Annotated in this window: 11 protein-coding genes; 4 read left to right on the plus strand and 7 right to left on the minus strand. The window is 47.9% G+C overall.

Going from position 1 to position 13,112, the window contains the following annotated elements; translation table 11 throughout:
- Nucleotides 1-5: 5 nt before the first annotated feature.
- From FTU67_RS04960 to dxs, 6 genes are all read right to left on the minus strand, one after another.
- On the minus strand, nt 6-677 hold the full coding sequence (locus tag FTU67_RS04960) for an outer membrane lipid asymmetry maintenance protein MlaD (protein WP_075168244.1): 672 nt from the start codon (nt 675-677) through the stop codon (nt 6-8).
- Nucleotides 677-1,456, minus strand: coding sequence for a lipid asymmetry maintenance ABC transporter permease subunit MlaE (gene mlaE, locus FTU67_RS04965; RefSeq protein ID WP_005180328.1), 780 nt, complete (start codon nt 1,454-1,456; stop codon nt 677-679). Before mlaE ends, FTU67_RS04960 begins: the two co-directional genes overlap by 1 nt.
- A complete protein-coding gene (locus FTU67_RS04970; RefSeq protein WP_005180329.1) occupies nt 1,453-2,274 on the minus strand; it encodes an ABC transporter ATP-binding protein in 822 nt (273 codons plus the stop codon). Before FTU67_RS04970 ends, mlaE begins: the two co-directional genes overlap by 4 nt.
- A 390-nt stretch (nt 2,275-2,664) precedes the next feature.
- Nucleotides 2,665-4,473 (minus strand): DEAD/DEAH box helicase, encoded by a 1,809-nt coding sequence (locus FTU67_RS04975; protein ID WP_180061477.1) that lies wholly within the window; start codon nt 4,471-4,473, stop codon nt 2,665-2,667.
- A gap of 457 nt (nt 4,474-4,930) precedes the next feature.
- Nucleotides 4,931-5,761 (minus strand): inositol monophosphatase family protein, encoded by an 831-nt coding sequence (locus tag FTU67_RS04980; RefSeq protein WP_034597976.1) that lies wholly within the window; start codon nt 5,759-5,761, stop codon nt 4,931-4,933.
- 112 nt (nt 5,762-5,873) lie between these two features.
- Entirely contained in the window at nt 5,874-7,784 is a 1,911-nt protein-coding gene (gene dxs, locus FTU67_RS04985; protein WP_005180334.1) for a 1-deoxy-D-xylulose-5-phosphate synthase, read from the minus strand.
- 310 nt (nt 7,785-8,094) lie between these two features.
- Here dxs and ribA point away from each other — a divergent pair, with 310 nt between their 5' ends.
- Entirely contained in the window at nt 8,095-8,697 is a 603-nt protein-coding gene (gene ribA / locus FTU67_RS04990; protein ID WP_034598236.1) for a GTP cyclohydrolase II, read from the plus strand.
- A 315-nt stretch (nt 8,698-9,012) separates the two neighbouring features.
- Here ribA and hemN read toward each other — a convergent pair whose 3' ends face one another.
- Nucleotides 9,013-10,386, minus strand: coding sequence for an oxygen-independent coproporphyrinogen III oxidase (gene hemN, locus FTU67_RS04995; RefSeq protein WP_180061478.1), 1,374 nt, complete (start codon nt 10,384-10,386; stop codon nt 9,013-9,015).
- Nucleotides 10,387-10,621: 235 nt separating this feature from the next.
- Between hemN and hemF the strand changes: the two genes are divergently transcribed.
- The 3 genes from hemF to aroE all read left to right on the plus strand — a co-directional run bounded on the left by hemF (nt 10,622) and on the right by aroE (nt 12,984).
- Nucleotides 10,622-11,563 carry an oxygen-dependent coproporphyrinogen oxidase gene (hemF, locus tag FTU67_RS05000; RefSeq protein WP_180061479.1) on the plus strand — a complete coding sequence of 314 codons (942 nt, stop codon included), beginning with the start codon at nt 10,622-10,624 and terminating at the stop codon, nt 11,561-11,563.
- Between the two features lie 204 nt (nt 11,564-11,767).
- Nucleotides 11,768-11,977, plus strand: a complete 210-nt coding sequence (locus FTU67_RS05005; protein ID WP_016658513.1) for a hypothetical protein — start codon at nt 11,768-11,770, stop codon at nt 11,975-11,977.
- Nucleotides 11,978-12,195: 218 nt separating this feature from the next.
- Nucleotides 12,196-12,984 (plus strand): shikimate dehydrogenase, encoded by a 789-nt coding sequence (gene aroE / locus FTU67_RS05010; RefSeq protein ID WP_075168246.1) that lies wholly within the window; start codon nt 12,196-12,198, stop codon nt 12,982-12,984.
- The last annotated feature ends 128 nt before the right edge of the window (nt 12,985-13,112 follow it).

Below are 13,112 nucleotides of genomic sequence, written 5' to 3' on the forward strand. Positions count from 1 at the left end.
CTCAATTACTCAACAAATGACACTTCTGCATCTGTTGTTTCAGCGGATGTCTCATCTGCCGGGTTATCGGATGATGACTTGTTGCCTGCGCCGCCGGTTACAAACTTGGTCACAAGGTCTTCAATTTCCATGGTGCTTTGGGTATTGCTGATTTGATCACCACGTTTTAAATAATTCAGACCACCACCCGGTACAATCTTCAGGTACTTCTCACCCAAAAGACCATTGGTTGCTACCATTATGTAAGCATCTTCATCGATATTGGTGATGGAGGTCATGTTATCCAATAGTTGCTTTTCCATTGCTTTTTGTTGCGCAGGATCGGCTTCGCTGTATTCGCTGCTGTAACGCAACTCTTCCAGAGCATATTGTTGCACCTGTTGTAACTGTTCCTGATTAAAGGTGGTCAGCTCACCATCCAGAATCATGGTCACAGTGGCCAGACGCGTCACCGGGTCTAAAGTAATAGATTCAACCTGCCCGACTTTAACCCCACTTAAGGCCACTTTGGCACGTGGTTTAATCCCGTTAATATTGTCAAACGTTGCAGTCATGGAATAACTGTCCTGAATGGTGGTGCCCACCAGACCACTGACCCGCATCGCCAGGAAGAATAAAGCAATACCAAACAGAATGACAAAAACACCGACGGCCAGCTCACTAGTACGTGATTTCATTAAACACCTCCGAACATGACCGCAGTCAATACGAAATCAAAACCTAAAACACAAAGCGATGAATACACCACGGTACGCGTGGTAGATGTCGCGATACCTTCAGACGTAGGCTCGCAGGCATAGCCTTGGTAGACCGCAATCCAGGTACAAATTAATGCAAAAACAAAACTTTTAATAATGGTGCCGTTAAAGATATCTTTATAGAACTGCACGGTGCTTTCCATACCGCTCCAGTAAGAGCCTTCATCGGCGCCTAAAAAATCTACCCCAACGAATTTACCGCCCATAATGCCGACTGCAGCAAAAATCACGGATAGCATCGGCAAGCTGAAAATACCGGCCCATAAACGTGGCGAGATGACCCGTTTTAAAGGATCCACCCCGATCATTTCCATACTGGACAACTGTTCGGTGGCTTTCATCAGGCCAATTTCAGCAGTTAAAGCAGAACCGGCACGGCCAGCAAATAACAGGGCCGCAACCACCGGTGCCAGTTCACGCAGCAAGGTTAAGGCCACAGCAGTACCCAGCATGGCTTCACTGCCAAAGGTCACCAAAATGCTGTACATTTGCAGGCCCAGCACCGCCCCAATAAATAAACCCGACACCACAATAATCAGCAGTGACATCACCCCGACGCGGTACATCTGGTAAATAAACAGTTTCACGCCAATCCAGGTTGGCATAGAAAATAAAATCTGGAGCAGCATCAATGTGGCAACGCCTATACCACGTACCCGCTCAATCACACGGCGTCCTAATGCAGCAATCGCATTCATGCTGAATGCACCTCATGACTTAAATAGGGTTGATGGCTAAACTGATAGTCGACCGGGCCTTCAACTGAACCGGTTAAGAACTGACGTACAAAAGGCGAGGCATGCTGTTTTAATTGTTCTGGGGTGCCTTCACCCTGCACTTTCCCTTCCGCCACCACATAAATATAGTCGGCAATGGAGAGGGTTTCAGCCACATCATGCGACACAATAATGGTGGTTAAATCCAGCGCTTCACGCAATGAACGGATTAAACGGGTCAATACACCCATCACAATCGGGTCCTGACCGGCAAAAGGTTCATCGTACATAATCAGTTCCGGGTCCAGCGCAATGGCACGCGCCAAAGCCACACGACGGTTCATCCCGCCAGACAGTTCAGACGGCATGAGCTGCTCGGCACCACGCAAACCCACCGATTCCAGCTTTAAAGCCACCAGTTCGGCAATAAGATGTTCGGGTAAACGGGTATGTGCACGAATCGGGAAGGCCACGTTTTCATAAACCGTCATATCGGTAAACAAGGCACCGCTTTGAAAAAGCATGCCCATTCGCGCCCGTGCTGCAAACAGCTCCTGACGTGACATTTTCCCGATATTCTTGCCATCGAGCAGCACTTCACCCTGATCCGGAGTGAGCTGCCCGCCAATTAAACGCAGCAAGGTGGTTTTACCCGTGCCTGACGGTCCCATAATTGCAGTAATCTGCCCACGTCGAATTTTTAAGCTGACATTGTCGTAAATGACCCGCTCCCCTCGTTTAAAGCTCAGGTGATTGACTTCAATCAGTGCTGGCGCCTGTAGAGGTGTCTGATTATTCATAGCTGAGGATTTTCCTGCATTTTTTCAGCATGCATACTATAAAGGATTGGAGAACAAATTGTTATCTATGAAATTCTTTTAAACTGTGTACAAGTTGTACGATTTTATTATGGTCTAATTTGAGCGTAGAAACAAAGAGATGCAGCTTAGGCAAAAGTTCTGTAAATAAAAAAGATGAGGTTACAGAGCAGCAAAACCAAAAAAATATATGGCATAAGCACCTCTTTCATAGATGACACACCGGGCAGTTTGTGCGAATGATAATGAGACATCGCTTAATATATTCTTAAATAAACTTGAACCAGTATACATTTTCCTCATCAAAATTCAAATTTTCTCGCATAAAAAAACCGGTGCAAGCACCGGTTTTCTGAATTCGCTCAGTTCAACTTAGTCGTTGAATTTACGACGGCGGTCACCACCTTCACGGCGTGGACGGTCGCTGTTGAACTCGCGACGTGGACGGTCTTCACCGAATGAACGCGCTGGACGGTCGCCAAAATCACGCTTAGGACGGTCACCGAAAGCACCTTCACGACGTGGTTTGTAGTCTACGCGGTTGCCACGGTTGTCATCATTGCTGTCAAAACGTGGACGCTCATTGAAACCACCTTCGCGACGCGGACGGTCACTGTTGAATTCACGGCGTGGACGGTCATCGAAAGAACGTTGTGGACGGTCACCAAAGCCACCTTCACGACGTGGACGATCGCTGTTGAATTCGCGACGTGGACGGTCATCGAAAGAACGCTGTGGACGGTCATCGAAAGAACGCTGTGGACGGTCGCCAAAACCACCTTCACGACGCGGACGATCGCTGTTGAATTCACGACGTGGACGGTCTTCACCAAATGGACGCTCGCCACGTGGTTTGTCGTCGAAGCTGCGACGTGGACGGTCATCACCGCCTTCACGACGTTTGAAGTTGCTTTCGCCTTCAAAACGACGGCCACCGCCGAAACCACCACGGCCACCGCGACCACCGTCACGTTTACCACCACGACCGCCGTCACGACGTGGACGTGCTGGAGGTGGAGATGGCTCTAAACCTTCAATTTCAGATACTTCTAAACGTGCATCTAAGTAATCTTCAAGCGCACGAATTTTACCGCGTTCACGGTAAGTCGCCAAAGTAATCGCTTTACCAGTACGACCGGCACGACCAGTACGGCCAATACGGTGTACATAGTCTTCGTTCTTCATTGGCAGACCGAAGTTAATCACGTGAGAAATAGTCGGTACATCCAGACCACGCGCTGCAACGTCAGTTGCAACTAAAATCTTGGCACGACCTTCACGGATGCTGCGTAAACGACGGTTACGAACAGTTTGTGGCATTGCACCGTGCAGCGCAACAACTGAGTGACCTGCTTCAGCCAGTTCTTCAGCCAGCATATCGGTATCTTCTTGGGTAGAAGCGAATACAACAGCCTGATCAAGATCCTGTTCGCTCAACCAGTGCGTCAACAGTTTTTTCTTGTGCTCGAAACCATCAGTCCAGTGCAGCGTTTGAGTGATGTCAGTGTTAGTAGAGTGACCAGTTTCGATCGCAATACGTTCTGGCTCATTCATCATACGTTCAGCAAGCGTGATGATACGTGGTGCAAATGTCGCAGAGAACATTAAGGTCTGTTCGCGGTTTGCAGCCAAATCACTGATTGCTTCCAGGTCTTCAGAGAAACCCAGGTCCAGCATACGGTCAGCTTCGTCAACGATCAACGCATTAACTTTGTCGAGTTTGATTTGACGACGGTTCACAAGGTCAAGTAGACGACCTGGCGTCGCTACAACCACTTGTGCACCTTTTAACTGTTGAATTTGTTTACCAAAAGGCATACCACCCATGATCGCAGCAATACGAACACCTTTCATGTGACGTACAAATGCAATCGCGTCCTGGCTCACCTGTTGAGCAAGTTCACGTGTTGGGCAAAGTACCAGAATAGATGGCTGAGTAATGGCTTTCATACGTTCTTTAAACGGAACGAATGTGTCCTGGTTTGCAAGTGCGTTCAGCGTTGGGAGAAGGAACGCTGCAGTTTTACCCGAACCGGTTTGGCTTGATACAAGAAGATCTTTACCTTCTAATGCCGCAGGAATTGACTGTTCCTGTACAGGCGTAGGCGCAGTAAAGCCAAGAGCGTCTAACGCTTGTTGTAAAGTTTCGTGTAGAGGAAAATCAGCAAAAGTTTTGCTCATAGAGTATTTCACCCGAGAATTGGGTGCTCCATAATAATAAAGTCAAATGGACATCGGCAAAAAGCGGCACAGCATTGAACGCTGAAAATTTAAGAATTCAGCGGCGATCCGAGTAACGACGATGTTGATATAACGCACGCATGATTACGGCTTAACCTGAAGGAATCGCTTTAGCGATTGGGGCGCGAGATATCGTCCTCTCTTTGGACCGCACGCGCATACACAATGATTAGAAGAGAAATGTTCAGGTAATGAACGGAAATTAAGTGCGTGGGCGGATTATAGCAGGATTATTTTAAAAGTCATCTAATTTAATCAACTTTTGCGTTAATTTCTGTACCAGTCGTTAAACTTGAATTAAATCAAGCACAAATAACAGGCAAAAAAAACAGCCCGACTGGGCGGGCTGTTTTTTAAGGCTTGGGAGCAAGCCTTGTCATTTCACTCAATGCGTCTATTATTTTGCCGCGTCGCCCCAGGCAGGTACTACTGCCTTCATTAAAGGCTTCAGCATTTTCATAGAACACGCAAGTACCTGACCATTGTCCATAGAATCGCTGCCACCACGTGCATCCACTACAGTACCACCAGCTTCTTTGACGATTAACTCGCCCGCTGCGATATCCCACGGTTTTAGGCCCAGCTCGAAATAGCCATCTAAACGGCCAGCTGCCACATAAGCCAGATCCAGCGCAGCAGAACCTGCACGGCGATATTGCGCACCAGCTTCAGTCACGTTCAATAATGATTCGAAATGGTTTTTGGCATACGACACCACTTCACCATTACGTTTGGCGCGGTAAGCATGACCCACAGCCAGGAACGTATTCTCCAGGCTGTCTTTAACATTCACGCGGATACGGCGCTGATTAAGCATGGCACCACGACCACGGCTGGCAGAGAACAATTCGTCTTTGACTGGATCATAGATCACGCCGTGCTGAGTCACGCCTTTGTGCTGAACAGCAATAGAGATACAGAAATGCGGAAAACCGTTGATGAAGTTAAGCGTACCGTCTAAAGGATCGATCACCCAGCACCAATCGGCGTCATGACCTTTACCTTCTTGCAGACCGAACTCTTCACCCAAGAAACTGTGATTTTTATAGCTTTTACGTAGGGTATCGATGGTCAACTGTTCCAGGTAACGGTCAACACGCGTTACTGGACCATCAATTCCTTTTTCTTCGACTTGTAGATCGAGTTTATGACGATTCTGATGCGCTTTTAAAAGCTCTTGACCAACTGTTTGAGCCGCACGCGCAGCCATCACCACCATAGGTTCCATTGAACACCCACTACAAATTTGAAGATACTGATAAAGAATAATGCATAAAAGCCCCAACATTTTAGCAAATATTGGGGCTTTTGGGGAATAAATGTTTCTAAAATTTATTGCTTCAGGATGAAACGCTCTCGGTCAGCTTGTTCCAGGCCTGGGTCATGGCCTGCTCGATACCGGCGGCATCAAGACCGGCCTGCTGCAACATCTGGCTATGTGTGGCCTGTTGCATAAAGCTGTCATCCAGGCCTAAGTGAATAATAGGCTTGACCAGCTGAGCCTTGGCCAGATATTCACTGACGGCACTGCCCGCGCCGCCCATCACTGCATGTTCTTCTACTGTTACAAACAGCTGGGTGTTTTCAGCCAGGCGTTCAATCATGGCTTCATCCAGCGGTTTCACAAAACGCATGTTCACCACTTGCACGGCAATGTCATGCCGGGCTGCAAATGCCTGTGCTGCTTCAATGGCCGGATAGACCCGGCTACCAAAGGCCAAAATGGCAATCTGCTCATCCGACTGTTCATTAAAACGCGCCACAATTTCTGCCTGACCGATCTCCATCAGGTTCAATTGCTGCTGAATTTCGACTCCAACGCCATTACCACGTGGATAACGCACCGCTGCCGGCCCCGGATAATGATAAGCCGTGTGTAGCATCTGGCGGCATTCATTTTCATCTTTCGGCGCCATGATCACCATATTCGGTACGGTGCGCATGTAGGCATAGTCATAGGCTCCGGCATGGGTTGGACCATCTTCACCGACCAGACCGGCCCGGTCGATACCGAAGGTGACATCCAGATTTTGCAGCGCCACATCATGAATCAGCTGATCATAACCACGTTGCAGGAAAGTCGAATAAATCGCGACCACCGGTTTTAAACCTTCACAGGCCATTCCGGCCGCCAAGGTCACGGCATGCTGTTCAGCAATGGCTACGTCAAAGAAACGCTCCGGATATTGCTTGGCAAACTGCACCATGCCCGAACCTTCGCACATGGCCGGAGTAATCGCCAGCAGGCGTGAATCTTGTGCAGCTTCATCGGATAGCCATTGGCCAAAAACATCGGAATATTTAGGTGCCGCTGCTGCAGACGCGCTGCTGTTGATTTTACTAATTGCGTGATATTTAATCTGGTCCGCTTCTGCCGGGGCAAAGCCTTTGCCCTTTTTGGTATAAACGTGGATTAAACGCGGGCCTTTACGCTTTTTCAGCGCCTGGAATACATTGACCAGCTGATCAACATCATGGCCATCAAAAGGACCAAAATAATCAAAACCAATCGCTTTAAATAAATTATCAGCCGCATCGGTTGCAGCACAATGCAAACGTGAGGTGTAGTTCCACTCGGGATGTGGCTGGATATAGGCCTCGCCAGCAGCATCAATATGCACGCTTTCGCCGCGCTGCCACAGCGCCGCCAGATGTTTGGCAAAACCACCGGTGCTGCAGGAAATTGACATATCATTGTCGTTTAAAATGACCATTAAATCGGCCTGATGCGCCACCGCATCATTCATGGCTTCAAAGGCCATGCCGGCGGTCATGGCACCATCACCAATAATTGCCACCACTTCACGCTGCTGCTGCTGATAACGGCTAGCCAGCGCCATGCCCAAACCGGCAGAAATCGCGGTGGATGAATGTCCGACGCCAAAGGTATCAAATTCAGATTCTTCACGGGCCGGAAACGCGGCCAGACCATCTTTGGCTCGAATGGTGGTCAGCTGTTCACGGCGTCCAGTTAAGGCTTTATGCGGATAAGCCTGATGACCGACATCCCAGATCAGACGGTCATGTGGCGTATTAAACGCATAATGCAAGGCCACAGTCAGTTCGATGACCCCTAAATTGGCACCGAAATGCCCGCCACTTTGCCCTGCTGCATACAAAATGAATTGACGTAACTCATCTGCCACTTGTGCTAACTGGCTTTGCGCGAGTAAACGTAATTGTTGTGGATGATCTATGCTATCCAGCAACGGTGTTACAGGGCGTTGAGTCGGTATTTCTGTATACAACATATGTGGCAAAGCCTTCTAAAGCCTGGCAAAACCTAAGCTAGGTCAAGGGGGAGTTACTCGATCATATAGTCGAATTGTACCATCTTCAATCAGCCACATTTCTAGCGATGTAGTTTTGAGCAATGATTTCAGTCGGGCAGTGTTTAGGTGGCGTAGATTATCCTGAATAACCTTGCTATTTATCAACTATTATCGTTCGCTTTCTACAAAAAAGAAAATCTTCTGCAGAAATTCAGCAATCCTATTCTACTAATGTCTGAGCATTAGGCTATACTTTAACGCATTCATGAACAATTTAACGGGTAAAACTGTGCCTATAGAATTTGTCGCAACGTCAAGACTACCAACCGCTTTTGGTGAATTTAAAATTACTGTATTTCAAGATCCGAAAACTGGCGAAGAGCATGTTGCACTGTCTAAAGGTCTGGAACAGGCCCCGACCGAACCGGTACTGGTTCGTGTCCATTCCGAGTGTTTAACCGGGGATGCCTTTGCTTCATTAAAATGTGACTGCGGCCCGCAATTACAGGCCACCCAACGCCTGATTAATGAAGCCGGACAAGGGGTGATTTTATATTTACGTCAGGAAGGACGCGGCATTGGCCTGACCAACAAGATTCGTGCCTATGCCCTGCAAGATCAGGGACATGACACGGTAGATGCCAATTTAATGCTGAATCTGCCAGCCGATGCCCGTCAATATGATATGTGCAGCATTATGCTGGATCATCTGCAAGTCAAAGCGGTGCGGTTAATTACCAATAACCCGCTAAAGATTGAAGCACTCCGTGAACAAGGGATTAATGTGGTGGATCGCGTGCCGTTAACGGTGGGTTTAAACCCATTTAATGAGCAGTATTTAAAGACCAAACATGAGCGTATGGCGCATATGTACCAAAAAGATGACTTCTAAGTCATTTTAAGGTTTCCAAAAACAGCTTTCCCTCTTTTAAAGTCAAAAAACCTTTTAATCAAATGACCGGCGACAGGAATGTCGCCTTTCTGCTTATCTCGACTAAATAACTTGTTTTTAAACTATTTCAAATTGGCAGACGGTCTGTATCAATAACATTTCACTCTGCATGAAGGCTTTTTCTTTGTTACTTTGACGGGGCAAAGTAACCAAACCCCTTTATTTCACTGATATGGCATCCCTGCCATACAGTGAAATGGCGACCTCCCTGTCGCCGGGTCATGTGATTGAATGCTGAATTGAATGAGATAAAAATTAAATCGTCATCGAGAAAATACGGGTACTCGGTACTTTACGTTTTAAACGCAAATCAAACGCCATACAGATATTACGTACAAACGGTTTGCCCTGCTCCGTAACCTGTAAATGATCCTCAAACAGCGTTAACAAGCCATCTTCCTGCATTTCTTCCAGCTGCTTGAGCACCTCAGGCAATTCCGGGAACTGCATCTCTGGCTCGGCCCATGAAGTCTGGAAGCTGCACATCAAATTCAGGATATGCCGGCGAATCATCAGGTCCTCAGCGGTCAGTACATGCCCGCGAAATACCGGAATTTCGTTCTGTTCCAGTCGCGCATAATAATCTTCCAGGGTCTTTTCATTTTGCGCAAAGCTGTACCAGCTATCACTGATCGAGGACAATCCCAGGCCAATCATCAGCTGGGTTTTGGAAGCGGTATAGCCCATAAAGTTACGGTGCAGACTGCCCTGCTGAAAAGCCTGATACATGGCATCACTTTTCAGGGCAAAATGATCCATGCCAATTTCATGATAACCATGCGCCAGCAGTTTTTTCTTGCCCTCTTCATACAGGGTACGTTTCAGTTCATCTTTTGGCACATCATCATCTTTAAAACCGCGCTGGCCATTGCCTTTAATCCACGGCACATGCGCATAGCTATAAAAAGCCAGACGGTCCGGATTTAACCGGGTGGTCTGCTGAATGGTATGTAAAACATCCTCCAGATTCTGAAAAGGCAGACCAAAAACCAGATCATGCGAAATTGACGTGTAGCCAATATCACGCGCCCATTCGGTCACACGCTGCACATGTTCATAAGGCTGAATCCGGTGGATGGCTTTCTGGACCTTTTCATTATAGTCCTGCACGCCATAGCTGACCCGGCGAAAGCCCAGATCATACAGCGCTTGCAAATGTTCACGAGTGGTATTGTTCGGATGGCCTTCAAAACTGAATTCATGCTCGGGCGCCACTGTGGCTTTGCCCAGAATGCCCTGAATCAGCTGCTGTAAATGGGCTACAGAAAAGAAAGTCGGCGTGCCGCCACCCAAATGGATTTCTTTAATCATCGGCCGGTCTGGCAGCAACTGGCAATATAAATCCCACTCTTTCAGCACCGCCTGAATGTAGGGTTGCTCCACTTCATGGCGTTTGGTCACGCGCTTATGGCAACCGCAAAAGGTACATAAACTTTCGCAGAAGGGCAGATGGATATACAGGCTGATGCCTTCGCTGGCATTGGATTCAGCAAACGCGCGTTGCAGACTTTGCTGCCAGGCCTCGCGAGAAAAACTGGCCTCTTCCCAATACGGTACGGTCGGATAACTGGTATAGCGGGGTCCCGGAACATTGTATTTTTGTACGAGAGAACTGGCCGGTTTCAACATCTACATTGCTCCACTGCAATTGACCCTATGAGGTGGGCACAAGGCCCGTATTCACTATTCTGCGGAGCTTAAAACAGGAATTCAACCTAGCCTTTTGGTCGGGAATCGGGAAGCTCATGCTGTTGCCTCTTCACTTAGATAAGCCATGCGCAGCGCACAGCAGCCCTTCCCCTCTTAATTTTTTTACCAATCTGTGCTTTGATGTGCTTATTGTTTTTTATTCATGAGTGTCATCATGCAGCATCCTACCTCCGCTGATATTCAACGCGTACGTGAATTTCTTCTCGATTTACAGGCGCGCATCTGTGCCGCGTTAGAACAACAGGAACAGGCCGGCGGCGGTACGGCTGAATTTGTGATTGATGACTGGCAGCGCCCTGAAGGGGGCGGTGGCCGTTCCCGGGTCTTACAAAATGGCAGCGTGATTGAAAAAGGCGGGGTGATGTTCTCGCATATCAATATTTCCAAACTACCTGCCTCAGCAACCGAACGCCATCCTGGCATTGCCGGTGCCAAAGCGCAGGCGATGGGCGTATCTCTGGTGATTCACCCGAAAAATCCAAATGTTCCAACCTCACATGCCAATGTGCGTTTATTTGTGGCCGAACCGGAAGGTCAGGACCCGATCTGGTGGTTTGGCGGCGGTTTTGACCTGACCCCGTTTTATCCGAATGATGAAGATGTCCTGTCCTGGCATCAGACGGCACATGACTTATGTGCGCCCTTTGGCGAGCAGGTCTATGCCGAACATAAACAGTGGTGTGATGACTATTTCTATCTGAAACATCGCGATGAACAGCGTGGAGTGGGCGGCCTGTTTTTTGATGATTTAAACCAGTGGGATTTTGACACCTGCTTTGAATATATTCAGGCGGTGGGCAACGGCTATCTGGAAGCAATTTTGCCAATTTTTAAACGCAATCAGGATAAACCTTATACCGAAGCGCAGCGTGAATTCCAGCTCTATCGTCGTGGTCGCTATGTGGAATATAACCTGGTCTATGACCGTGGTACGCTGTTTGGCCTGCAAACTGGCGGCCGGATTGAATCCATTCTGGTCAGCTTGCCTAACCTGGCCGGCTGGAGTTATCGCCCGGAATGGGAGGCCAATTCCGCAGAGAAAAAACTCACCGACTATTATTTAAAGCCGCATGACTGGCTACGCGAACTACAATAAGTTTCTAAAAAGCTACCGCAAATAGCGGTAGCTTTTTTCCTGCAACACACGCTTGCAAGTCGCATACGTTTAAATATATTTGCATACACTTTTTCGCCAACTCTTCACAAGACTTTCATTTAAAGCGAGTAGACTCTATAGTCTTGGTTTAATGTGTCTGGCGAAAGATGGAATTGAGCCAATATCGATTTAAGGAACACTCCCATGCTGCAAAATTTTATTGCTCAACACAAAGGTCTGCTATTCTGGCTAATTCTCAGTCTTCTAGTCTGCTCTCTCAGCATTACTTTTATTTTTGAACATCCTTTAAGTGACAGCCTGTCGATTGTAGCCAGTGTTTTTGCCCTGATTGCTCTGGTCTTTACTTCAGTTTTGCTGGTTTTAGATACCATCTTGGATATCTGTAATCCTTAAGCCGTCACAGGTTTACAGATCAGACTGCTTTATTGATCTTTTTATTTTTCTCTATTCGATTTTCTCTTCTTTTACCTTATCCCCCTCTTCCCTGCCCGACACCCGATTGTGTCGTTTTGCTTATTGGATTTATTCCAATTGTTCATCATTTGCAGGCTTTAGCCCCTGCCCGATTTGGCGTATATTGATGGGCATTTCAGCAAATGGATCATGTGAAAATGCGCAAACAATTTGCCGTAGTGGGCAACCCGATTGAACAGTCCCGCTCTCCAGAACTGCATCATGCCTTTGCCGAAAAAACCGGGGTTGATCTGGTCTATCGCAAACGCCTGGCACCGCTGGATGGTTTTGAAGCCAATATTCGTGAATTCTTTGCCGAAGGTGGGGTGGGCATGAATGTCACCGTGCCGTTTAAAGAACAGGCCTTTGCCTTGTGTGATGTACTCAGCGAACGGGCCAAAACCGCCAAAGCTGTAAATACCTTGTGGATGCAAGATGGCCAGCTGCATGGGGACAATACCGATGGTCAAGGGCTGGTCGATGCCATTCGTGCGCTGAACTGGAATTTGGACAATACCGAAATTCTGATTATTGGTGCCGGCGGCGCCACCCGTGGCGTGATTTATCCGCTGGTTCAGGCCGGCGTCAAAAAAGTGGTGATTGCCAACCGTACTCTGGCGCGCGCCGAACAGCTGGTGGCTGATTTGCAGCAAGCCGTACCACAGGCCGAACTGTCTGCCATTGGTCTGGATGCCCTGGCTGGCGAGTTTGACATTGTCATTAACGCGACATCGGCCAGCTTGAGTGGCGATGCCTTAATCCTGCCGGATGCGCTGCAATTTCAACATGCTTATGAAATGGCTTATGGCAAGCCCTCCAGTTTTCTGGAACAGGCCAAGGCCCGTCAGATTCCAACCTCGGAAGGCTTTGGCATGCTGGTTGGACAGGCAATTGAATCGTTTTCAATCTGGAATGGGGTCAAACCCGATTTAAAAGATTTTCTTTAAAATCTGCGATTTTTCCCGGAAAAAGAACCGATCTTGCACGGTTCTTTTTTATGGCTGAGATTTAGGCTGCACAATTAACCCGCATTATGATTGGATTTAATGACACAAATATGGCAACCGTTTTGCCC

The sequence above is a fragment of the Acinetobacter sp. YH12132 genome, assembly GCF_013418645.1.
In the GTDB taxonomy this organism is placed as follows: domain Bacteria; phylum Pseudomonadota; class Gammaproteobacteria; order Pseudomonadales; family Moraxellaceae; genus Acinetobacter; species Acinetobacter indicus.